The organism is Bradyrhizobium pachyrhizi (assembly GCF_001189245.1).
Taxonomy (GTDB): Bacteria; Pseudomonadota; Alphaproteobacteria; order Rhizobiales; family Xanthobacteraceae; genus Bradyrhizobium; species Bradyrhizobium pachyrhizi.
The window spans coordinates 54,919-75,514 of record NZ_LFIQ01000087.1; the positions used below are offsets into that span (position 1 = coordinate 54,919).

Sequence of the window (20,596 nt, forward strand, 5' to 3'; positions counted from 1 at the left end):
GGAACCAACGGCATGACCCGGGCTTATGCAAAAATGGTTGAGATCAACGTGCTGGAAAAACCGATCGAGCGGATCAAGCAAACCTGCGAGCTGATGGGCATCGCGGACAGGTTCGACCGCGCGCTTCCCGAGCTTGAGACCTTCCTCGAAGCCGAGATCGCGCAGGGCGAGGTCCGCGAGTCGAAGCTGACCCTTGATGGACTCTGCTACCTGCGCCAGCTGCTGGCGCAGGCGTGAGGTATCGACATGGCATTCTCTGAGGAAATGAACCGATGCGTCGAGACCTGTCTGTCCTGCTATAGGACCTGCCTCGGCACGGCCATGAACCATTGTCTCGTCACCGGCGGCAAGCATGTCGAGCCGGCGCATTTCCGATTGATGATGGCTTGTGCGGAAATGTGCCGGACGGCGGCCCATTTCATGCTGATCAACACCCCGCACCACAAGCACACCTGCCGGGAATGCGCGGAGATTTGCGGTGAATGCGCCGAGGATTGCGAGCGCGTCGGCGGCATGGACGAATGCGTGGCGATGTGCCGTGCCTGCGCGGAATCCTGCCGCAAGATGGCGGCCTGACGGCGCGGGCTCCTTGTTCGGTCAATCGGAGCTGACGTAGTGGGCGCGCCAGAGCAGCGCCGTGACGATCAGGGCGATGACCCCGGCGGCAATCACGATCCACGGTACATAGTCGGCCATTGGCGCACCTGACGCTCCGCTTCGCGAGCTGGGCTTTTGCGAGCCTGGGCCGCGAAGCGGAGCCAGTAGATCTAGAGTTGCGCGTGCTGGGTGGTCGGGCGTGAGATCCGGCTGAGCGCCATGCCCGTACCATCGCTGGCCTGGATCAGGGCGATATCCCCGAGGGCGATGATTCCGACCAGGCGCTTGTCCCGGCTCAGCACCGGCAAGCGCCGAACCTGGATCGCACCCATGTTCTGCGCGATGTCCTCGAGCTCCTGATCCTCGAAGCAATACTTCACCTCGGCCGTCATGACGTCGCCGACCCGCGAGTCGGGGCCGCGACCCATTCCGATGCCGCGAAGCGCGATGTCGCGGTCCGTGATCATGCCGACCAGGCGCTCGCTATCGGCAACCGGCAGCAGGCCGACACCGAGCGCTGCCATCGCCTCTGCGGCATCGCGGAGCGTATCGTCGGGGGTGCATAGCTGGACGTCAGGTGTCATCGCGTCGCAAACCTTCATGGTAGCCTCTCCATTTGGCTGGTTGCGTCAACGGCCTAACGATGCCGCCCGGAACGGCGTTCCTAACATTGTCGCCGCGGCCAGGTCGCAGGCGTCCTCCGGGAACGACATGTCGGCGCCGGCCGGCCGCGGTCCTACTAGGGCTTGGTGATCCCGTTGCGCTCGGCAAGGTCGGCTTCCCAGCCGAACACCGAGCGGCCGTCGAGTGCGGGCGAATGGGCGCGCTCGTTCGCGACAAACGCCTCGAAGGAGGGGCCGGTGGCGGTTCGTTCCAACCTGCGGGCCTGATCATCGAGCCGCTTCAAGGCCTGCATCTCCTCATCGCGGCCGAGCTTTGCCTGCTGCACGGCCGACTTCAGTACGCGGATGGTCTCGTCATAGACCTTGATCGGCACCGGGAAGGGATGACGGTCCTTGCCGCCATGGGCGAGCGAGAAGCGCGCCGGATCGCGGAAGCGGTAGGGCGTCCCGTGAACGACCTCGGCGACCATCGCGAGCGACTGCACCGTGCGGGCGCCGACGCCGGGCGTCAGCAGCAGTTCGGGAAAATCCAGCGGCCCGCGATCGGCAGCCGCGGCCAAGGTGCCGTGCAGGCGGCGGACGAACACGTCGCTCGAGCGCACGTCGTGATGCGCGGGCATGATCAGGTGCAGGAGATCCGGTTGCGCGGTCACGCTCTGCGTCAGCTCGGCATATTCGCGCGTGATGCCGTCCGGCCCAAGCGCAGCGAGCAGATCGAGCTGCGCCTGGCGCGAGCTTTCGGCGCGGTGATCGGTGAGATTGACGATCTCGCCCTGCGCCGGGCCGTCGATCGCGCTGTGCGGCTCGTCGACGAAGCTGCGCAGGCCCTCGGAGTGCCAGTGATAGCGGCGGGCCTGCCGCTTGTCGCCGTTCATGCCTTGCTGGACGACAGTCCATTTGCCGTCGTCGGTGACAAAGAAACCGTGCAGGTAGAGCTCGAAGCCGTCCTGCACCGCGGCGCTGTCGACCTTGGCCACCAGCCGGCTCGCGCGGGTCAGGGCGGCACCGTCGAATCCGACGCGGTCGCCGAGGGCGGACAGTTCATCGGGCGTGCGGCGCGAATGCTTGCCGCGCCCGCCGCAGACGTGGATTCCGAGCTCGCCTTGCAGCGGCGCCAGACCTCGCTTCAGCGCGCCGATGACGCTGGTGGTGATGCCGGACGAGTGCCAGTCCATACCCATCACGGCACCGAACGACTGGAACCAGAACGGATGCGACAGTCGCTGCAAAAAGGCGTCGCGGCCGTAATGGTGGACGATGGCCTGGGTGATGATGCCGCCCAGCATCGCCATGCGTGTCGCCAGCCATGGCGGCACGCGGCCACCATGGAGCGGAAGATCGGCGCTGCCGGTGCGTCGGGCCATTGGGCTCCCGGATGCTGAATCGGCGTATAATCTACCAGCAAATGCGAGCGTGTGTACTAAGCGGACGTCGCTTCATCGCCCGTCTCGTCAGGCCGCTTCGGCGTTGATGCTGCTGACGGCGAGCTTGGTGAGCGCTTCATCCGTCTTCTTTTCCTCGGCCAGGGTCTGGTCGATGAGCTTAACCGCATCCTTCATGCTGAGCCGGTTGGCCCAGGCTTTCAGGGTGCCGTAGCGAGCGATCTCGTAATGCTCGACGGCCTGGGCTGCCGAGAGCAGGCCCGCGTCGAGCGCCGGCGTGTCGGCATACTCCTCCATGATCTCCTTGCCCTCGTCGATGATCCCCTCGATGGCGTCGCACTTCTTGCCGCGCGCCGGCTTGCCCATCAGGTCGAAGATCTGCTCGAGCCGCTCGATCTGTCCTTCGGTCTCGTCATGATGCTTCTCGAACGCCGCACGCAGATCGTCGGACTCGGCGGCCTTGGCCATCCGCGGCAACGCCTTCAGGATCTGCTTTTCCGCGTAATAAATGTCCTTGAGGGTATCGAGGAAGAGGGCGCTGAGATCCTTGTCCGGCATTGGTCGCTCCGTGAGTTGGGTGAATAGTCCGGAGTGCCAACACGAGTGCGGAAAGCAAGTTCCTATCCTCGATCGATGCGCGGCAAAGCGCATTCTCGGCTGTCGCGCATTCAAGCGCGTCACGATGGAGCTTGGTCGGATTGCGAAGTCTGGATTGCGAAGTCTTGATTGCGAAGTCTTGCCGCAACGCGGCTTCGGAACGAAGCCTCGACCGGCCCGTTGGTCGGTCTCATCGTTCAAGGGAGAACCGCGATGGATTGGAATCGTGTTGAAGGCAATTGGAAGCAGGTCAAGGGTAAGGTCAAGGAGCAGTGGGGCAAGCTCACCGATGACGATCTCGATGTGATCGACGGCAAGCAGGACCAGCTCGAGGGCCGTCTGCAACAGCGCTACGGCTATGCCAAGGATCAAGCCGCCAAGGAAGTGAACGACTGGTACGGCCGCCAGAAATGGTGAACGGCACCACATTCCGGGCCCCGCTTCGGCGGGGCCTTTCGCGGCCTGAGCGGCTGATCCTGCGTGTGACGGCATCCGGCCGGCGCGCGCAGGAGTGAGCGATGGGACAGCTTCTCACTCCGCCGGGTCCGCGCGCGGCGCACCTGTGCATCGACATGCAGCGGCTGTTCGAGCCCGGGGCGCCCTGGGCGACGCCCTGGATGGACCGCGTGCTGCCGCGCATCATCAAGCTGGCGCAGCATGCGCCTGAATGCACCGTATTCACCCGCTTTATTCCGCCGCGCTCGAAGCACGACGCGCGAGGGATTTGGCGGGCCTATTACGAGAAATGGGAATGCGTGACCCGCGAGCGGCTCGATCCGGAGTTGATCGAGCTCGTGCCGGCGCTCGCTGCCTGTGTGCCGCCGGCTGCCGTCGTCGACCGGCCGATCTATAACGCGTTCGGCAATGGGCGCCTGCAGGCTCATCTGGATGAGCACGGGATCGATACGGTGATCGTGTCGGGCGGCGAGACCGACGTGTGCGTGCTCGCCAGCGTACTGGCCGCGATCGATATCGGCTATCGGGTGATCGTGGCCGAGGACGCGCTATGCAGCTCTTCCGATCAAAGCCATGACGCGCTGCTGCAGCTCTATGCCGAACGCTTCAGCATCCAGATCGAGGTGGCGTCCACGGCCGACATCCTCCGGATGTGGGCCCTCGACGACTGAAGCGACAACGCGCCGAAGCGAGGTACTGGTATCAGGGCGATCGGAGCAGGGGTGGCAATACCTGCTTCCTGGGGCTGAGCTGACGCTGGCGGATGGGTAGCTGCGGGGCAGCCGTTCTGGTCCTGCCAGCGATTGACCATGCGAGACGATCGGGATGACCGGACCGCACAAGTCGAGGCAGGCGTGCCTGGCGGATACGGCGCATCGCCCAGCCGCTGGAAGGCAGGACTGGGCCGTCAATCTGCCAGACGGTACCAAGGTTCCTGATTCTCGGCCTTGCGGCGAAGGTTAGCGGAGCAACGGAAAAGCTGCCGGCGATCGTGGCCAGGCCCATATCCGTAATTCGCATAAGGTATATTATGGAATATCCATATCTACAATTGGATCAGATATTTAGTGGGAAATCTTCGCACCAATCCGCAAGTTGGCATGTGTGCTGATGTGTCCAAGCCGTTCGTCGGGCTCGTGCTGACGCCGCAGCGATCCACGCGCGCCCATCTCATCTGAAAGCCGATATTGCCGCCGCGTACGGACGCTGCAATAAGCCCCAGCTGTGCAGAGATCGCTGGTGACCCCGCGGCATCAGGTCCGTATAGGATGGCATCTCAGAACAACAACAAGCCTCTTGAGGGAGCAACCAATGAGCTTTTCACGACGCACGCTGCTGAAGGTTTCCGCCGCTTCCGCCGTCCTCGGCGGGATTGGCGCGCCCTATGTCGCGCGCGCCCAGTCGGCCGAGTTCTCTTACAAGTTCGCCAACAATCTGCCGGAGTCGCATCCGTTCGTGGCGCGTGCCCGGGAGATGGCCGCGGCGATCAAGACCGAGACCAACGGCCGGTTTGACCTGCAGGTGTTCCCGAACAGCCAGCTCGGTTCCGATACCGACATGCTGAGCCAGGTGCGCTCCGGCGGCGTCGAGTTCTTCACGCTGTCCGGCCTGATCCTGGCGACCCTGGTGCCGGGCGCCTCGATCAATGGCATCGGCTTCGCATTCCCGGACTATCCCACGGTCTGGAAGGCCATGGACGGCGATCTCGGCGCCTATGTGCGCGGCGAGATCAACAAGGCCGGCCTCGAGGTCATGGAGAAGATCTGGGACAACGGCTTCCGCCAGACCACGTCGTCAACCAAGCCGATCACCGGTCCCGACGATCTCAAGGGCTTCAAGATTCGCGTGCCGGTGTCGCCACTATGGACCTCGATGTTCAAGGCGTTCGATGCATCGCCCGCCTCGATCAATTTCAGCGAGGTCTATTCGGCGCTGCAGACCAAGATCGTCGAAGGCCAGGAAAACCCGTTGGCGCTGATCTCGGCAGCGAAGCTCTACGAGGTGCAGAAATACTGCTCGATGACCAACCACATGTGGGACGGCTTCTGGTTCCTGATGAACCGCCGGGCCTGGGCGGCGCTGCCGGACGATATCAAGACCATCGTCGCCAAGAACGTCAACGCGGCGGCCGTCAAGGAGCGTGAGGATACCGAGAAGCTGAACGCCACCGTAAAGCAGGAGCTCACGGGCAAGGGGCTCGTCTTCAACCAGCCCGAGGTCGGGCCGTTCCGCGACAAGCTCCGCGCCGCCGGTTTCTACGCCGAGTGGAAGGGCAAGTACGGCGAGAAGGCCTGGGATCTGCTCGAGAAGTCCGTCGGCAAACTGTCCTGATCGATCAAAGCAGGAGGCGCTTGCCAGCGGGAGATTTGCTATGGCTCATGTCGAGATGACGCCGGCCGTGGCCGGCGAGGCGGCGTCGCAGCCCCCTCGCCGCCGCTCCATTCTCGGCTCCATCGACGCGGCGCTCGGGATGCTGGTCGAAATCCCGGCGGCGATCCTTGTCGTCGCCGAGGTCGTGATCCTGTTCGCCGGCGTGGTGTCGCGTTACGTGCTCCATGCGCCGCTGATCTGGTCCGACGAACTGGCATCGATCCTGTTCCTGTGGCTCGCGATGCTGGGCTCGGCGGTGGCGTTCCGCCGCGGCGAGCACATGCGGATGACGGCGCTGGTCGCAAGCGCGGGACCGCGGCTGTGGGCCTATCTCGACGTCGTCGCGACCTGCGCCGCGCTGGCGTTCCTGATCCTGATCGTGCGGCCGGCCTATGAATACGCCTATGAGGAAAGCTTCATCACGACGCCGGCGCTGCAGATATCCAACACCTGGCGCGCGGCGGCGCTGCCGGTCGGCACCTGCCTGATGGCGCTGTTCGCGCTGCTGCGGCTGGCCCGGGTCGGCGATGTCAAGACCTTCCTGCTGGCCGCGCTGACCGTGGCTGCGCTGATCGGCGCGTTCTGGCTGGCGCAGCCGATGCTGCGGCCGCTCGGCAACCTCAATCTGGTCATCTTCTTCGTCGGCGTGGTCGGCTTCTGCGTGTTCGCCGGCGTGCCGATCGGCTTTGCCTTCGGCATGGCGATCTTCGGTTATCTGGCGCTGACCACGCGGACGCCGCTGATGGTACTGGTCGGTCGGATGGACGAGGGCATGAGCCATCTGATCCTGCTGTCGGTGCCGTTGTTCGTCTTCCTCGGTCTCCTGATCGAGATGACCGGCATGGCGCGGGCCATGGTGGCGTTCCTGGCGAGCCTGCTCGGTCATGTCCGCGGCGGCCTGCATTACGTGCTGGTCGGCGCCATGTATCTGGTCTCCGGCATCTCCGGATCGAAGGCCGCCGACATGGCCGCGGTCGCGCCCGTGCTGTTCCCGGAAATGAAGCAGCGCGGCGCCAAGCCGGGCGATCTGGTCGCCCTGCTCGCCGCCACCGGCGCGCAGACCGAAACCATTCCGCCGAGCCTCGTGCTGATCACGATCGGCTCGGTGACCGGCGTCTCGATCTCGGCGCTGTTCACCGGCGGCCTGCTGCCGGGTGTGGTGCTGGCGATCACGCTGTCGGGCTTGGTGTGGTGGCGCTACCGCGGCGAAGACCGCAGCCACGTCCAGCGCGCCACCGGCAGCGAGATTGGCAAGGCGTTCGTGTTCGCCCTGCCCGCATTGGCCCTGCCCTTCGTGATCCGCTACGCCGTGGTCGAAGGCATCGCCACCGCCACCGAAGTGTCGACCATCGGCATCGTCTACGCCTTCGTCATCGGCCTCCTGATCTACCGCAAGTTCAACTGGCGGCGACTGCTGCCGATGCTGATCGACACGGCGTGCCTGTCGGGGGCGATCCTGTTCATCATCGGTACCGCGACCGGCATGGCCTGGGGCCTGACCCAGTCCGGCTTCTCGCGGGCGCTGGCGGCGGCGATGACCGGGCTGCCGGGCGGGTCGGCGACCTTCATCGCGGTCTCGATCCTGGCCTTCGTGATCCTCGGCAGCGTGCTCGAGGGCATCCCGGCGATCGTGCTGTTCGGGCCGCTGCTGTTTCCGATTGCGCACCAGGTCGGCGTCCACGAGGTGCACTACGCCATGATCATCATCCTGGCGATGGGCATCGGCCTGTTCGCGCCGCCGTTCGGAGTCGGCTATTATGCCGCCTGCGCCATCGGGCGCGTCGATCCGGCCGAGGGTATCCGGCCGATCTGGGGTTACATGCTGGCGCTGTTGATCGGCCTGATCATCGTCGCCATCTTCCCCTGGATATCGATCGGCTTCCTGTAAAGCACCTTGCGGATGGGATAGAGCCATGAGTGCAGCTCAGAACCAGTACTCGATCGGGTTGGACAAGACGCCGGCCAACTACGTGCCGCTCTCGCCGCTGAGCTTCCTGGCGCGCTCGGCCGCCGTCTATCCCGACCATCTCAGCGCGGTCTATGAAGGCCGCAGTTTCACCTGGAAAGAGACCTACGAGCGCTGCAGGCGCTTCGCGTCCTATCTCGCGGGTCATGGCATCGGCCATGGCGACACGGTCGCGGCGATGCTGCCGAACATCCCGGCGATGAACGAATTGCACTTCGCCGTGCCGATGACAGGCGCGGTGCTCAACGCGCTCAACATTCGCCTCGACGCGGCGTCGATCGCGTTCCAGCTTGAGCATGGCGGCGCAAAGATCATTCTGGTCGATCCCGAATTCTCCGGCGTGATCGCGGAAGCCTTGACCCTGATGAAGAGCGCAAAGCCATTCGTGATCGACGTCGATGACGCGGCCTTCGGCGGCGGCAAGCGGATCGGCGAGATCGAGTATGAGGCGGCGGTCACGGCGGGCGATCCCGGCTTCGTGGAACGGCCGCCGGCCGACGAATGGGATGCGATCGCGCTGAGCTACACGTCGGGCACGACGGGCAATCCCAAGGGCGTCGTGACCCATCACCGCGGCGCCTATCTCAACGCCGTCAGCAACATCCTCGCCGGCAATCTCGGCCAGCATCCGGTCTATCTCTGGACGCTGCCGATGTTTCATTGCAACGGCTGGTGCTTCCCCTGGACGATCGCGGCGGCCGCCGGCGTCAATGTCTGCCTGCGCAAGGTCGACCCGGCCAAGATATTCGAACTGATCCCGAGGCACGGCGTCACCCACATGTGCGGTGCGCCGATCGTCTACAACACGCTGATCAACGCGCCCGATGCGCCAAAGGCCGGCAAGGCAAAGCCCGTTGTCGGCCTGATCGCCGGCGCCGCGCCGCCGGTTGCCGTCCTCGAGGGCGGCGAGCGCATCGGCATCAAGCTGACCCATGTCTACGGGCTGACCGAGGTCTATGGCCCCGCCTCGGTCTGCGCCGAGCAGCCGGGCTGGGACGAACTGTCGGCTGATGCGCGCGCGCAGCTGAAGCGGCGTCAGGGCGTGTCCTACCCGCTGCAGGAAGGCGTCACGGTGCTCGATCCCGAGACCATGCGCGAGGTGCCGCGCGACGGCGAGACCATCGGCGAGGTCATGTTCCGCGGCAACATCGTGATGAAGGGCTATCTGAAGAACGCGAAGGCGACGCAGGAAGCCTTTGCCGGCGGCTGGTTTCACACCGGCGATCTCGGCGTGCTCGACGAGCACGGTTACGTCATCATCAAGGACCGCTCCAAGGACATCATCATCTCCGGCGGCGAGAACGTCTCCTCCGTCGAGGTCGAGGATATCCTCTACAAGCACCCGGCCGTGCTGTTCGCGGCGGTCGTGGCAAAGCCCGACCCGAAATGGGGTGAAGTGCCCTGCGCCTTCATCGAGCTGAAGGACGGCGCCAAGGCGACCGAGGCCGAGATCATCGCCTATTGCCGCGAGCACATGTCGGGGTTCAAGACGCCGAAATCCGTGGTGTTCGGCGTGATCCCAAAGACCTCGACCGGCAAGATCCAGAAGTTCCTGCTGCGCAACCAGGTCGGATCGGCCAAGGCGATCTCGGCCTGAGCCTTCAGCCTGCCCGGTCGAGCGTCAGCCGCATGCCGTCATGGGCCGGGATGACGTCGGCCGGCAGGCTCTGCCGCAGCACCTCGTAGTCGAGGTCGGAATGCATGTTGGTGATGATCGCGCGCTTCGGCTTGAAGCGCTCGATCCACGACAGCGCGTCCGCAACGCTGAAATGGCTGGGATGCTGCGCATAGCGAAGTCCGTCGACAATCCAGAGATCGAGACCTTCGAGCGTCGGCCAGCTCTCCTGGGGGATGTCGTGCAGATCGGGCGTGTAGGCGGCGCCGCCAATGCGGTAGCCGAGCGCCGGGATCTTGCCATGATGAACCAGGAAGGCCTCGAGCTTCAGCGGACCGCCCTTCCCCTGGACCGTATGGCTCTCGCCAGCCTCGATCGAATGCCGCGTCAGGATCGGCGGATAGTCGCTGCCTTCCGGCGAGATGAAGCAATAGGAGAACCGCGCCATCATGTCCTTGGCGGTCGACTGGTTGAAGTAGACCGGGATGCGGCGGCGTTGGTGCAGCACGACCGAGCGTAAATCGTCGATGCCGTGGGTCTGGTCGGCGTGCTCATGCGTCAGGAACACCGCGTCGATGTGCTCGACATTGCTATCGATCAGCTGCTCGCGCAGATCGGGCGAAGTGTCGATCACGACCCGCGTGGTGCCGTGCTCCATGGTGCGCTCGGCCATGATCGAGCAGCGGCGGCGGCGATTCTTGGGATTGCTGGGATCGCAGGCGCCCCAGCCGAGTGCCGGGCGCGGCACGCCGGCGGACGAGCCGCAGCCCAGAATGGTCAGTGTCAGCGTCATGCAGCAACCTTCGGCGCCGGCACCTTGGAGAACAGCCGGAAGAAGTTTTCGGTGGTCTGCCGCGAGATCTCCTCCAGGGAAACGCCGCGCGTTTCCGCGAGCACCCTGGCGACCTCGACGACATAGGACGGCTCGTTGCGCTTGCCGCGGAATTTGCCGGGCGCAAGATATGGCGCGTCGGTCTCGACCATGATGCGGTCGGCCGGCAGCTCGGCTGCCAGCGCGCGCAGCGCGTCCGACTTCTTGAAGGTCAGGATGCCCGTGAACGAGATCGACAGCCCTAGCGCGATCGCCTTCATCGCAAGCTCGCGGCCGCCGGTGTAGCAGTGCAGGACAGCTTTGAACGAGCCCTTCGCGACTTCAGCCTCCAGGATGCGGCCGCAATCCTCGTCGGCCTCCCTGGTATGGATGACCAGCGGCAGGCCGGTTTCGCGCGCCGCCGCGATGTGCGCGCGAAAGCCGCGCTCCTGGGCCTCGCGCGAACCGTGCTCGTAGAAATAGTCGAGCCCCGCCTCGCCGAGCGCCACAACCTTCGGATGCCTGGTCAACTCGATCAGTTCGCTGGCCGGGATGCCGTCCTCTTCGTCGGCATGATGCGGATGGGTGCCGACCGAGCAATAGACGTCGGGAAAGCGCTCCGTGATCGCGAGCAGCCCGCCGAGCCGCCTCACCCGGGTCGAGATCGTGACCATGCGGCCGATGCCGGCCGCCTCGGCGCGCCCGACGATCCCGTCGAGATCGTCGGCGAAGTCGGGAAAATCCAGATGGCAATGACTGTCGACCAGCATGAATTTCGAACCGCTCACTCGGTCTTCGGTTCCACATAGCGCGGGAATACGCCGACAGGCGCCGGCAGAACCGTGCCCGGCCTGATCCGCTCGGCGACCGCGGCAAAGCTGCGGGCGTCAGCAGCGATACCGAGGCTGTCGAGCATCTTGGCGCAGGACTCCGGCATCACGGCCTGCGCCATGATCGCGATCTGGCGCACGACTTCGGCGGTGACATACAGCACCGTCTTCTGGCGCGCGGGATCAGTCTTCGCCAACGCCCACGGCGCTTCGCCGGCGAAGTAGCGGTTGGCCTCGGCGACCACGGCCCAAACCGTGTTGAGCCATTGATGGATCTGCTGCGTCGCCATCGCGGTCCGCGACGTCTCCAGCATGGCGTCGGCCTGTGCCAGAATCGCCTTGTCGTTGTCGCTGAATTCGCCGGGCTCCGGCAGCACGCCGCCGAGTTGTTTGGCGATCATCGACAGTGAGCGCTGCGCCAGATTGCCGAAATCATTGGCAAGGTCGGCGTTGATGCGCGCGACGATGGCCTCGTGGTTGTAGTTGCCGTCCTGGCCGAACGGCACTTCGCGCAGGAAGAAGTAGCGCATCTGGTCGACGCCGTACTGCTCGGCGAGATTGAAGGGGTCGACCACGTTGCCGACCGACTTCGACATCTTCTCGCCCCTGTTGAACAGGAAGCCGTGCGCATAGACCCGCTTCTGCACGGGAATGCCCGCCGACATCAGGAAGGCCGGCCAGTACACGGCGTGGAAGCGGATGATGTCCTTGCCGATGATGTGCACGTCGGCCGGCCAGTAGCGCCAATGCTTGTCGTTCTCATCGGGATAGCCGACGCCGGTGATGTAGTTGGTCAGCGCGTCGACCCAGACATACATCACGTGCTCGGGATCGTCCGGGACCTTGACGCCCCAGTCGAACGTGGTGCGCGAGATCGAGAGGTCCTTGAGCCCGCCGCGCACGAAACTCATCACCTCGTTGCGGCGCGAATCCGGACCGATGAAATCGGGCTGGCTCTCATAAAGGTGCAGCAGCTTGTCCTGATAGGCCGACAGCTTGAAGAAATAGCTCTTCTCCTCGACCCATTCGACCGGCGTGCCCTGCGGGCCGCGGCGGACATTGTCCTCGCCGACGACGGTCTCCTCCTCGGCGTAATAGGCCTCGTCGCGCACCGAGTACCAGCCGGCATAGGTGTCGATATAGATGTCGCCATTGTCCTGCATACCGCGCCAGATCGCCTGCACCGACTCGTGATGCGCAGGCTCCGAGGTGCGGATGAAGCGGTCGAACGAGACGTTGAGACGCTCGTCCATCTCCTTGAAGCGCGCCGCGTTGCGGGTTGCGAGATCGAACGGCGTCATGCCTTCGTTCTGCGCGGTCTGGATCATCTTCAGGCCGTGCTCGTCGGTGCCAGTCAGGAAGAACACATCCTTGCCGTCGAGCCGCTGAAAACGCGCCAGCGCATCGGTCGCGATCGCCTCATAGGCGTGGCCGATATGCGGCTGCCCGTTCGGATAAGCGATCGCGGTCGTGATGTAGAAGACGTTGCCGCGGTCCGCGGCGGGCATCGGGACGGAAGCGGCCGCAGGAGCCACCACTGCGGGTTTGGGCTGCTTCGGCGCGCGAACCTTTGCCGGTCTCGGCGCCTTCTCGGCAGCCGGAGGCTTCGAAGCAGCGGGCTTCTTTGCCGCCGGCGCGACGGCTGCTGCGGCCGCCTGCTTCGGCGGCGCCTTGGTGGCCTTCGCAGCAGTTTTCTTGGCCGTTTTCTTGGCCGTCTTCTTCGCAGCCTTCTTGACGGCTTTGTTGGCGGCTTTCTTCGCCGCCGATTTCCTGGCGCGCTTGGCTCCGGTCTTGGACTTGGACGTGGACTTGGCGGCCTTCTTCGCCTTCCGGGTGACGCGCCCGGCCTTCTTGGCCGCCCGCGACTTCGCCGTGGCTTTGCTGGTCGCGCGAGCGGGCGATGCCTTCTTCGTCTTCTTGGCTTTTTTCGACGATGTCTTCTTAGCGGTCGCCACCACGGAATCCTTTGCAGATCGAAACGAGATTGTCGGGAGTGTTGTCAGACGGATGTGTTGTCAGACGCGGTGTCTATCGGGTCGCATCCGCGAGCATCGAAAACACCGAGAAAACCAGCGGCTTGCGCTCCAGATTATAGGCTTCGGTATCGCGCGCGGCGCGGACGATCTTTTCCCATACCTCCGCCAGCCGTGCAAGGCGCGGCAGATTGGCATTGGCATCGCCCATGCGCATGCGCTCGCTCATCCAGCGATCAATGCCGTCGATGAAGGCGGCGAGCGCGACGCGGTCGCTGGTGCCGAGCGCTTCGCCCAGCGCATGCAGCTCACGCGGATCGACGCTCGGAAGCGTCGCGAGCAGCGCGGCCGTGCGTTGCTGCAGCTTGAGCGCATCGCCGCCGAGCAGCGACAGCGCCCGCCCGATGCTGCCTTCGGAAGCCGCGGCGGCTTCCGCCAGCGCCGGATCGTCGGCCTCGATATCGGTTGCGGCCGCGGCCGCGCGCACCACATCGTCCGTCTCGAGCGGCCGCAGCAGCAATTTGCGGCAGCGGGACAGAATGGTCGGCAGCACCCGTGACGGTGCGTGGCTGACCAGGAGGAACAGCGACTGCTGCGGTGGCTCCTCGAGGATTTTCAGCAGTGCGTTCGCGGCGTTGGGATTGAGCTCGTCGACGGTATCGACGATGCAGACGCGCCAGCCGTCGACCGCAGCGGTCGAGCCGAAGAACGAGATGGTCTCGCGCGTCTCGTCGACCGTGATGACGGTCCGCATCACGCCGCGATCGTTAAGGCCGCGCTCGAGCACAAGGAGCCCGCCATGAGCGCCTGCCGCGACCTGCCGCGCTACGGGGTCGGCCGGATCGACCCGTAGCGTCGGCGCCTGCTGAACCTGGGACGATTTCGGATTGCGAAACGCCAGCACGAACCGCGCCATGCGGTAGGCCAGCGTCGCCTTGCCGATGCCCTGCGCGCCGCCGATTAGCCAGGCGTGCGGAATTCGCCCGCTGCGATAGGCATCGAGCAAGGCGGTCTCCGTCTCGCGATGCCCGAACAAATCCGGCGTTTCGCGCGGATGGCGGGCGGCGCTCTCCCGTTCGACCTTGCGCGCGCTCATGCGATGCTGTCCGCCGCAAGCGTTGCGCGCAGATGTTCGCGCAGCGCGGCCCATATCCTGGCCGCGACCGTGTCCGGATCGGCCGTAGCGTCGATCAGGACGCAGCGCTCCGGATCTTCGGCCGCGATCCGGCGGTACGCATCACGCAAGTCCTGATGGAACTTGATGCCTTCGGCCTCGAACCGATCGGCGGTGGCGTTGCCGCGTCGCGCGGCGGCGCGTTGCAATCCGACCTCGACGGGCACATCGAGGATGAAAGTCAGGTCGGGCTTGAGATCGCCGATGGTCACGCGCTGCAAGGCGTTGACGAGTTCGGGCGACACCTGCCCGAGCTGGCCCTGATAGGCACGCGTGGAATCGAAGAAGCGATCGCACAGCACCCAGATGCCCTGGTTGAGCGCCGGCAGGATCACGGTGCGGACATGGTCGTCGCGCGCGGCGGCGAACAGCAGCGTCTCGGCCTCCGGCCCGAGCAGCTTGCCCATCCCCGACAGCACGAGGTGACGGATGATCTCCGCCCCCGGCGAGCCGCCGGGCTCGCGGGTCACGATCGCGCGCAGCTTGGCGCTATCGAGCCGTTCGGCAAGCTTGCGGATCTGGGTCGATTTGCCCGCCCCCTCGCCGCCCTCAAAGGTGATGAAGCGACCGCGCAAGCTCGGCCGTTGGACTGCTGCTTCCGCCATGTCAGAGCTTCTCGACCCCTGCGCGGAACATGCCGATGACCAGCTCCTGGGCGCCATCGAGCGCGCGACGCATCGTCGATCCGGTGCCGACGGCGTCCGCTGCGAAGACCGGAGTCTCCATCGCGACATTGGCGCCGCGCCACACCCGCACCACCCCGATCTTCTGGCCGGCGGTGATCGGCGCCTTGACCGGGCCGCTATAGATGACGCGTGCCAGCAGCTTGTCGTTGCCGTTCTTCGACACCATCACTTTGATCGGATCGGGGCTGACGAGCTTGACCGAGCGGCTCTCGCCGCCGAACACCCGCGCATAGCCGACCGGCTGATTGGCCGCGATCAGGGTCCGCGTCTCGAAGCTGCGGAACCCCCATTCCAGCATCTTCTTGGCTTCGGTAGCGCGGTCCTCGGAATCCTCGAGGCCGTTGACCACGACGATTAGCCGAGTGTCGTTCTGCACCGCCGAGCCGACCATGCCGTAGCCGCCTTCCTTGGTGTAGCCGGTCTTCAAGCCGTCGGCACCGGGCAACGCGTTCAGCAGCGGATTACGGTTCTGCTGGCGGATCTTGTTCCAGGTGAATTCCTTCTCGCCGAACAGCTTGTACCTGTCCGGGTAGGTCAGGATGATGTGCCGCGCCAGCGTTGCGAGCTCTCGCACGGTCATCTTGTTGGCCGGGTCGGGCAGCCCGTTGGAATTGCCGAAGGTCGACTTGGTCATGCCGAGCTCGCGGGCGCGCTTGGTCATGAAATCGGTCGCAAAGGTATGCTCGTTGCCGGCAATGCCTTCGGCGAGCGCGATGCAGGCGTCGTTGCCGCTCGGGATGATCGCGCCATGCAGGAGATCGTCGACCGAGACCTTGCTGTTGATCGCCGCGAACATCGTAGAGGTGCCGGACGGCGCCCCGCCCCGCCGCCAGGCGTTCTCGCTGATCCGGTACTCGTCCGTAAGCTTGATGTCGCCCTTCTTGATGGCGTCGAACACCACCTCGGCCGTCATCAGCTTCATCATGCTGGATGGCGCGCGCAACTCGTCGGCGTTTTTCTCGAACAGCACGCTGCCGCTTGAGGCCTCCACCAGGATCGCGGTCGGCGCATCGCCGTCGAACCCGCCCTCTTCCTTCTTGGCGCCCTGGACGCTGTTGTTGGCGGCATAGACCATTCCGCCGCAACCGATCGCCAGCGCGACCGCGGCCGCGACCAGGCCGCGCCAGCAACGCCCGGCGCGAGCTGACAACGTGCGGGGAACTGCGGTCTGGGCTGCCATCGGCGATGTCCTGAAAGACTGCGTTCTAACAGCTGGAAGTATCGCAAACAACTGAGGTTTCTGCGCTTGTGCACGGCCGGCCGGATTGCCGGTTGCGTTGAACATCCGTATCCTTGGAACCAGCTAACGTCAGCAGAACCGGCAAACAAGGCGGAAACGCGAATGTCATCCTCCCGCACCATCTCCGCCAACGGCATCGACATGTTCGTGCGCGAGGCCGGGCAAGGCCCGCTGGTCGTGCTCTGTCACGGCTGGCCGGAACTGTCCTATTCATGGCGGCACCAGATCGCGGCGCTGGCCGCGGCAGGCTTTCGGGTCGTTGCGCCTGACATGCGCGGCTTCGGCCGCACCGGCGCGCCGGCCGAGGTCGGCGCCTACACGATCTTCGATACGGTCGGAGACATGGTGGCGCTGGTTGCCGCGCTCGGCGAGACACGCGCGATGATCGTCGGCCATGACTGGGGCGCGCCGGTGGCCTGGCACGCGGCCCTGTTCCGTCCCGACATCTTCACGAAAGTCGCCGGCCTCAGCGTGCCGCCACCGTTCCGCGGCCGTGGTCGTCCGCTCGGGACCCTGCGCGACAGCGGCATCACCAATTTCTATTGGCAGTATTTCCAGCCGCCCGGCGTGGCCGAGGCTGAGTTCGAGCGCGACATCGCCCACACCATGCGCCTGGTGCTCGGGCGTGGCGTCTCCGATCCAAGCTCGATGTTCGTCGACGAGGCCAAGGGCTTCCTCGGCAAGCTGCCGGCCGGAATGCCGTTGCCGGCCTGGCTGACCGAGGCCGACATTGCCGAATTCGCCGAAGGCTATCGGCAATCCGGCTTCCGCGGCGGCCTCAACTGGTACCGCAATCTCGACCGCAACTGGGAGCTGACCGCGCCCTGGCAGGACGCGCAGATCCATCAGCCGTCGCTGTTCATCGCCGGCTCGAATGATTCGGTGATCACCGGGTTGATCGGCGCCAAGCGGGTCGCGGACATGGAGCGCGTGCTGCCGAACCTCAAGCAGAAGCTGATCATCGAGGGCGCCGGCCACTGGATCCAGCAGGAACGCCCCGACGAGGTCAACGCGGCGCTGATTGCGTTTCTGAAGTGATTAGGCCAACAGCCTGATCTGTAAGCGCATGGCTCAGTAGAGGCCGCGCCCGCTCAGGACTTCGGCCGGTCCGCGCGCGTCGATCGGGACATAGGCGGCGGCCGGGCTCGGGCTTGCGGCATAGCGCGCATCACCCTCATAGGAGACTTCGCGCGGATTGTTCAGAGCGCGGCGGTGCGACCGGCTCGAGGCCGACATTTCGGAGGTCGCGCTCACCGAGGCGTAGTCGGCCTGGGTGTTGCCGAGGCTGTAGGGCCGCCCCTCCGGCAACGGAACGTCGCCACGGACCCGGCCCGAGGAGGACGACATCTCCGGCACGAACGGCCGTGCGGAGGCGACCCGGACCATCGACGGGGACGGCGCGGGAGTACCGGTGCGCAAGGTCGCCATCAGCTGGCGGTCGTCGGACCCTTCGAGCGGCGCCCGCCCGACATATTCGACACGGACGCGGGCCACGCCATTGCCTTTGAATTCAAGTAGTTCTGCGGCTTTGTTCGAGACGTCTATGAGGCGATTGCCGTGGTACGGGCCGCGGTCATTGACCCGAACGACGAGCGATCGGCCATTGCTCAGATTGGTGACGCGGGCGTAGCTCGGCATCGGCAAGGTCGGATGGGCGGCGGTGAGCGAGCCCATGTCGAACACCTCGCCATTGGCGGTCAGGCGGCCATGGAAATCGTCGCCGTACCAGGACGCCATGCCCTCGGCACGGTAGTTCTCGTTCTCCTCCGGCACATAGGTGCGGCCGGCGACGACGTAAGGCTTGCCGATGCGATAGGTGCCGCCGCCTTTCGGCACGGGATCACCCAGCGCCACCACGCGCGGGCTCGACGATACTCCGTATTTGGGGTCGACCCGGCTGGCGAACTTGTTCGAGGAGGCACAATTGGCGAGGACGAGGCACGTCGCCACCGCAACGGCGCCGCGCGCCGTCCGGATCATCGAATCTGGCCGTCTAATCCCCATCTGCCCCAAGTACCATTCTGCCGGACCAGCGCCTACTCCGAGGCGTCGAAGTCCCTTACCGTCGCTGTGCGGCCCACCTCCGCACCAGAGCGTGACGATATCGCAACCGGAACACGGCGGAAATGGGGAGAGCCGGCGGGCGGTGGCGTCTTGGTGAATGGTCTGTTGCGCCTCCTCCGTCGTTCTACTGACCTTCGCCCCTGCCAAACGCCCTCGCCTGTCCCGCGATCAGACACACTGTTGCAGCAAATCATCAGTCGGGGGGCATCTTGGATTCCAACAATTGAATCTTTTTGACTGTGCAAGGCTGCAATCGTTTTCTCGTCCGCGTGGGGCGCAAAGGAAGTTTGCGATGATCGAGACGGTTACAGCGGTGATGGGCTTGGTGAGTGCGGCGATCTTCTTGGCGCACGCCGTGGAAGGCTATCGGCACCGGGCCTGACAGTCCGTTGAAGGCGGAAAGACGCGTCACCTCTTTCCAGGAGTGAATGTTCGGAAAGCTTTAATCAATTCGGATGAGCATCGATTGAAGGCGGGTGTATCATGCGTAATCACGATTTGGTCTCCGACGGATTTCTGACCCTGACCGCGGCAAGCCTCGTGCTGCTGTGCTCGAGCCTGCTGGCGTTCGCTTTCGGCTGAACGTTTCTGAGATCTCGGGCGCTATCGGCGCCCGCGCGACGGGCATCGGTTTGCCCTTCCTTATCCCTCGCCAATCGGGTTGCGGCAGACGCGCAGTCTCTCCCCGCCCCACTCGTGACGCATCCTCGCCGCTTCCCGAAGAGGACGTACGGATGACCGGCAGTATCAGGGAGGGAACGTCCGCCCTTCTCGTCAGCACAGATGGCCGGCTGCTGATGCAACTGCGCGACGACCTCCCGCATGTTACCGATCGCGGAAAGATCAGCCTGTTTGGCGGCCGGCGGGAAGGCGCCGAGACCTTCCTCGAATGCGTGGTGCGCGAGATCCACGAGGAGATCGGCTACTACGTACCGCCCGAGCGTTTCGAGTTGATCGGCCGCTATTCCGGTCCCGATCATGCAACGCCAAACGGCACGCTTCGCGGCGAGGTGTTCCTCGCGCGCGACGTGCCCATCGACCAACTGACGGTGACTGAAGGCCGCCTCGAGATCGTCGCCATCGACGACCTCGAACGCATAAGCGGCAGGCTCGCGCGCCCGGCTACGTTTGCGCTGGAGATCTTCCTGAAGCGCGAACCGATGACCTGAGCGCTGAAACCAGTGCGCGGATGTGATCGTCGATCATGGCCAACGCGACTGACGGATGAGCAAAGTCGATATCGTCCACGTGCCAGTAAGTCACCCTGTCGGCGACCTCGGGGAACCGGCGCTCGATCAGCGGACGGTGCTCGGTCTCCTTGAGCGCGATCACGAGGTCGGCGTCGTCGAAGTCGGCCAATGAACAGGGCTGCGGAAAGCGCGTTGCGCCTTCCGGAACGATGCCGCTCGCGCGGAGACGATCGTCGGTGAAGACTGACATCGGCCCGACATTGTCGGGCGATCCCCGCTCGGCCGCGCCTCTGGACGATGCGCGCCACGCCAGTTGTTCGGCTCTTGCAAGATGGTTGAACAATTCCTCGGCGTATCGACTGCGATAATAGTTGCCGGTGCAGAGAAAGAGGACACGCTTCATGGGCGTCATGATGGCCAATGTGGGCCCTCGCGGTCAACGGCTTGAAATACAGTTTTTCCTGTCCTTCTAATCCCTGCACGTATCGTCGCGTCTTGTTTTATAGACGTTTCTTGAAACGACGGGACCGGCTAATCCTCATCCCTGCCCGTCCGCTGAGTTGGGTGCCAATTGCGGTTCCAATTTTGAGCGGCGGGCGGCAACCGAAAACGGCCTCAGCGTGGGGTTGCTGAGGCCGTCATTCCGTCTGCTGGGGGCGCGGGCGCCAGTGAGCAGGCCGCCTCAGGTTCAGCAGATCGCGCCGGTACATCCGCGGCAGCCTGAATTGTACTCGACGTCGCAGCGCACTTGCCGAGATCTCACGGGGTACCCCACAGGGCGCATCCGGAAATTGGGGTTCGTTAGCAAATCAACGACCCCATCGGCGCAGGCTTCTCTGAAGGACCGGTCCGTTGGGGACGCAGCACGGTCACGTTTCGGAGGAGCTAGCGCACCGGCCCCGAACGTCGGCTCCTCTTTTTGACCTTGTGTGAGTTAGGCAACAGCTGTCCCTCCGCGTACCTGCTAAATAAATGACATTGGGAATTTCAGGGCCCTAGGTGGTGTTGACACTTATCGCATC

At 64.7% G+C, this 20,596-nt stretch carries 20 protein-coding genes; 9 read left to right on the forward strand and 11 right to left on the reverse strand.

The features are described from left to right. Window positions 1-12 precede the first annotated feature (12 nt). Together AKL29_RS20280 and AKL29_RS20285 are read left to right on the forward strand one after the other, a co-directional pair. Window positions 13-237 (forward strand): hypothetical protein, encoded by a 225-nt coding sequence (locus AKL29_RS20280; protein WP_028331984.1) that lies wholly within the window; start codon window positions 13-15, stop codon window positions 235-237. Window positions 238-246: 9 nt separating this feature from the next. Beyond that, window positions 247-576 carry a four-helix bundle copper-binding protein gene (locus tag AKL29_RS20285; protein ID WP_028331985.1) on the forward strand — a complete coding sequence of 110 codons (330 nt, stop codon included), beginning with the start codon at window positions 247-249 and terminating at the stop codon, window positions 574-576. Between the two features lie 191 nt (window positions 577-767). Here the strand turns inward: AKL29_RS20285 and AKL29_RS20290 are convergent, their stop codons facing one another. The 3 genes from AKL29_RS20290 to AKL29_RS20300 all read right to left on the reverse strand — a co-directional run bounded on the left by AKL29_RS20290 (window position 768) and on the right by AKL29_RS20300 (window position 3,160). Next, window positions 768-1,199: a CBS domain-containing protein gene (locus tag AKL29_RS20290; RefSeq protein ID WP_050385356.1), complete on the reverse strand. Its 432-nt coding sequence runs from the start codon at window positions 1,197-1,199 to the stop codon at window positions 768-770. A gap of 137 nt (window positions 1,200-1,336) precedes the next feature. Continuing rightward, the gene (locus AKL29_RS20295; protein WP_050385357.1) at window positions 1,337-2,584 is read right to left on the reverse strand and encodes a DUF763 domain-containing protein; all 1,248 of its coding nucleotides are present in this window, start codon (window positions 2,582-2,584) and stop codon (window positions 1,337-1,339) included. Window positions 2,585-2,671: 87 nt separating this feature from the next. After that, window positions 2,672-3,160: a YciE/YciF ferroxidase family protein gene (locus tag AKL29_RS20300; protein ID WP_028331988.1), complete on the reverse strand. Its 489-nt coding sequence runs from the start codon at window positions 3,158-3,160 to the stop codon at window positions 2,672-2,674. Between the two features lie 252 nt (window positions 3,161-3,412). Here AKL29_RS20300 and AKL29_RS20305 point away from each other — a divergent pair, with 252 nt between their 5' ends. The 5 genes from AKL29_RS20305 (at window position 3,413) to AKL29_RS20325 (ending at window position 9,588) form a co-directional block, all read left to right on the forward strand. Beyond that, on the forward strand, window positions 3,413-3,616 hold the full coding sequence (locus AKL29_RS20305; RefSeq protein ID WP_028331989.1) for a CsbD family protein: 204 nt from the start codon (window positions 3,413-3,415) through the stop codon (window positions 3,614-3,616). Between the two features lie 101 nt (window positions 3,617-3,717). Then, complete coding sequence (locus AKL29_RS20310) at window positions 3,718-4,326, forward strand: cysteine hydrolase family protein (RefSeq protein ID WP_050385358.1); 609 nt, start codon at window positions 3,718-3,720, stop codon at window positions 4,324-4,326. Between the two features lie 640 nt (window positions 4,327-4,966). After that, window positions 4,967-5,986: a TRAP transporter substrate-binding protein gene (locus AKL29_RS20315; RefSeq protein WP_050385359.1), complete on the forward strand. Its 1,020-nt coding sequence runs from the start codon at window positions 4,967-4,969 to the stop codon at window positions 5,984-5,986. Between the two features lie 40 nt (window positions 5,987-6,026). Further along, window positions 6,027-7,913, forward strand: a complete 1,887-nt coding sequence (locus tag AKL29_RS20320; protein ID WP_050385360.1) for a TRAP transporter large permease — start codon at window positions 6,027-6,029, stop codon at window positions 7,911-7,913. 25 nt (window positions 7,914-7,938) lie between these two features. Beyond that, entirely contained in the window at window positions 7,939-9,588 is a 1,650-nt protein-coding gene (locus AKL29_RS20325; RefSeq protein ID WP_050385361.1) for an acyl-CoA synthetase, read from the forward strand. 4 nt (window positions 9,589-9,592) lie between these two features. On the opposite strand, the gene AKL29_RS20330 is transcribed toward AKL29_RS20325, so the two are convergent. The 6 genes from AKL29_RS20330 to AKL29_RS20355 form a co-directional block, all read right to left on the reverse strand. Continuing rightward, window positions 9,593-10,399, reverse strand: a complete 807-nt coding sequence (locus AKL29_RS20330) for an MBL fold metallo-hydrolase (RefSeq protein WP_050385362.1) — start codon at window positions 10,397-10,399, stop codon at window positions 9,593-9,595. Beyond that, on the reverse strand, window positions 10,396-11,187 hold the full coding sequence (locus AKL29_RS20335; protein ID WP_050385373.1) for a TatD family hydrolase: 792 nt from the start codon (window positions 11,185-11,187) through the stop codon (window positions 10,396-10,398). Before AKL29_RS20335 ends, AKL29_RS20330 begins: the two co-directional genes overlap by 4 nt. Before the next feature lie 14 nt (window positions 11,188-11,201). Beyond that, entirely contained in the window at window positions 11,202-13,202 is a 2,001-nt protein-coding gene (metG, locus tag AKL29_RS20340) for a methionine--tRNA ligase (RefSeq protein WP_082190640.1), read from the reverse strand. A 73-nt stretch (window positions 13,203-13,275) separates the two neighbouring features. Further along, window positions 13,276-14,316, reverse strand: coding sequence for a DNA polymerase III subunit delta' (locus AKL29_RS20345; RefSeq protein WP_050385363.1), 1,041 nt, complete (start codon window positions 14,314-14,316; stop codon window positions 13,276-13,278). Further along, window positions 14,313-14,999 (reverse strand): dTMP kinase, encoded by a 687-nt coding sequence (tmk, locus tag AKL29_RS20350; RefSeq protein WP_050385364.1) that lies wholly within the window; start codon window positions 14,997-14,999, stop codon window positions 14,313-14,315. Before tmk ends, AKL29_RS20345 begins: the two co-directional genes overlap by 4 nt. A gap of 1 nt (window position 15,000) precedes the next feature. Beyond that, window positions 15,001-16,260 carry a D-alanyl-D-alanine carboxypeptidase family protein gene (locus AKL29_RS20355; RefSeq protein ID WP_050385365.1) on the reverse strand — a complete coding sequence of 420 codons (1,260 nt, stop codon included), beginning with the start codon at window positions 16,258-16,260 and terminating at the stop codon, window positions 15,001-15,003. Between the two features lie 162 nt (window positions 16,261-16,422). On the opposite strand from AKL29_RS20355, the gene AKL29_RS20360 reads away from it, so the two are divergent. Continuing rightward, complete coding sequence (locus AKL29_RS20360) at window positions 16,423-17,358, forward strand: alpha/beta fold hydrolase (protein ID WP_050385366.1); 936 nt, start codon at window positions 16,423-16,425, stop codon at window positions 17,356-17,358. Between the two features lie 33 nt (window positions 17,359-17,391). Here AKL29_RS20360 and AKL29_RS20365 read toward each other — a convergent pair whose 3' ends face one another. Further along, on the reverse strand, window positions 17,392-18,324 hold the full coding sequence (locus AKL29_RS20365; protein WP_080666931.1) for a septal ring lytic transglycosylase RlpA family protein: 933 nt from the start codon (window positions 18,322-18,324) through the stop codon (window positions 17,392-17,394). Between the two features lie 794 nt (window positions 18,325-19,118). Here AKL29_RS20365 and AKL29_RS20370 point away from each other — a divergent pair. Next, window positions 19,119-19,553, forward strand: coding sequence for an NUDIX domain-containing protein (locus tag AKL29_RS20370; RefSeq protein ID WP_050385367.1), 435 nt, complete (start codon window positions 19,119-19,121; stop codon window positions 19,551-19,553). On the opposite strand, the gene AKL29_RS40855 is transcribed toward AKL29_RS20370, so the two are convergent. Further along, window positions 19,507-19,986 carry an arsenate-mycothiol transferase ArsC gene (locus tag AKL29_RS40855; protein ID WP_082190639.1) on the reverse strand — a complete coding sequence of 160 codons (480 nt, stop codon included), beginning with the start codon at window positions 19,984-19,986 and terminating at the stop codon, window positions 19,507-19,509. The genes AKL29_RS20370 and AKL29_RS40855 overlap by 47 nt on opposite strands. Window positions 19,987-20,596: the final 610 nt, after the last annotated feature.

Bases quoted from the DNA above. Each gene is read 5' to 3' on its own strand.
- AKL29_RS20280 (WP_028331984.1), top strand. From the start codon at position 13: ATGACCCGGGCTTATGCAAAAATGGTTGAGATCAACGTGCTGGAAAAA.
- AKL29_RS20285 (WP_028331985.1), top strand. From the start codon at position 247: ATGGCATTCTCTGAGGAAATGAACCGATGCGTCGAGACCTGTCTGTCC.
- AKL29_RS20290 (WP_050385356.1), bottom strand. From the start codon at position 1,199: ATGAAGGTTTGCGACGCGATGACACCTGACGTCCAGCTATGCACCCCC.
- AKL29_RS20295 (WP_050385357.1), bottom strand. From the start codon at position 2,584: ATGGCCCGACGCACCGGCAGCGCCGATCTTCCGCTCCATGGTGGCCGC.
- AKL29_RS20300 (WP_028331988.1), bottom strand. From the start codon at position 3,160: ATGCCGGACAAGGATCTCAGCGCCCTCTTCCTCGATACCCTCAAGGAC.
- AKL29_RS20305 (WP_028331989.1), top strand. From the start codon at position 3,413: ATGGATTGGAATCGTGTTGAAGGCAATTGGAAGCAGGTCAAGGGTAAG.
- AKL29_RS20310 (WP_050385358.1), top strand. From the start codon at position 3,718: ATGGGACAGCTTCTCACTCCGCCGGGTCCGCGCGCGGCGCACCTGTGC.
- AKL29_RS20315 (WP_050385359.1), top strand. From the start codon at position 4,967: ATGAGCTTTTCACGACGCACGCTGCTGAAGGTTTCCGCCGCTTCCGCC.
- AKL29_RS20320 (WP_050385360.1), top strand. From the start codon at position 6,027: ATGGCTCATGTCGAGATGACGCCGGCCGTGGCCGGCGAGGCGGCGTCG.
- AKL29_RS20325 (WP_050385361.1), top strand. From the start codon at position 7,939: ATGAGTGCAGCTCAGAACCAGTACTCGATCGGGTTGGACAAGACGCCG.
- AKL29_RS20330 (WP_050385362.1), bottom strand. From the start codon at position 10,399: ATGACGCTGACACTGACCATTCTGGGCTGCGGCTCGTCCGCCGGCGTG.
- AKL29_RS20335 (WP_050385373.1), bottom strand. From the start codon at position 11,187: ATGCTGGTCGACAGTCATTGCCATCTGGATTTTCCCGACTTCGCCGAC.
- AKL29_RS20345 (WP_050385363.1), bottom strand. From the start codon at position 14,316: ATGAGCGCGCGCAAGGTCGAACGGGAGAGCGCCGCCCGCCATCCGCGC.
- tmk (WP_050385364.1), bottom strand. From the start codon at position 14,999: ATGGCGGAAGCAGCAGTCCAACGGCCGAGCTTGCGCGGTCGCTTCATC.
- AKL29_RS20355 (WP_050385365.1), bottom strand. From the start codon at position 16,260: ATGGCAGCCCAGACCGCAGTTCCCCGCACGTTGTCAGCTCGCGCCGGG.
- AKL29_RS20360 (WP_050385366.1), top strand. From the start codon at position 16,423: ATGTCATCCTCCCGCACCATCTCCGCCAACGGCATCGACATGTTCGTG.
- AKL29_RS20365 (WP_080666931.1), bottom strand. From the start codon at position 18,324: ATGGGGATTAGACGGCCAGATTCGATGATCCGGACGGCGCGCGGCGCC.
- AKL29_RS20370 (WP_050385367.1), top strand. From the start codon at position 19,119: ATGACCGGCAGTATCAGGGAGGGAACGTCCGCCCTTCTCGTCAGCACA.
- AKL29_RS40855 (WP_082190639.1), bottom strand. From the start codon at position 19,986: ATGACGCCCATGAAGCGTGTCCTCTTTCTCTGCACCGGCAACTATTAT.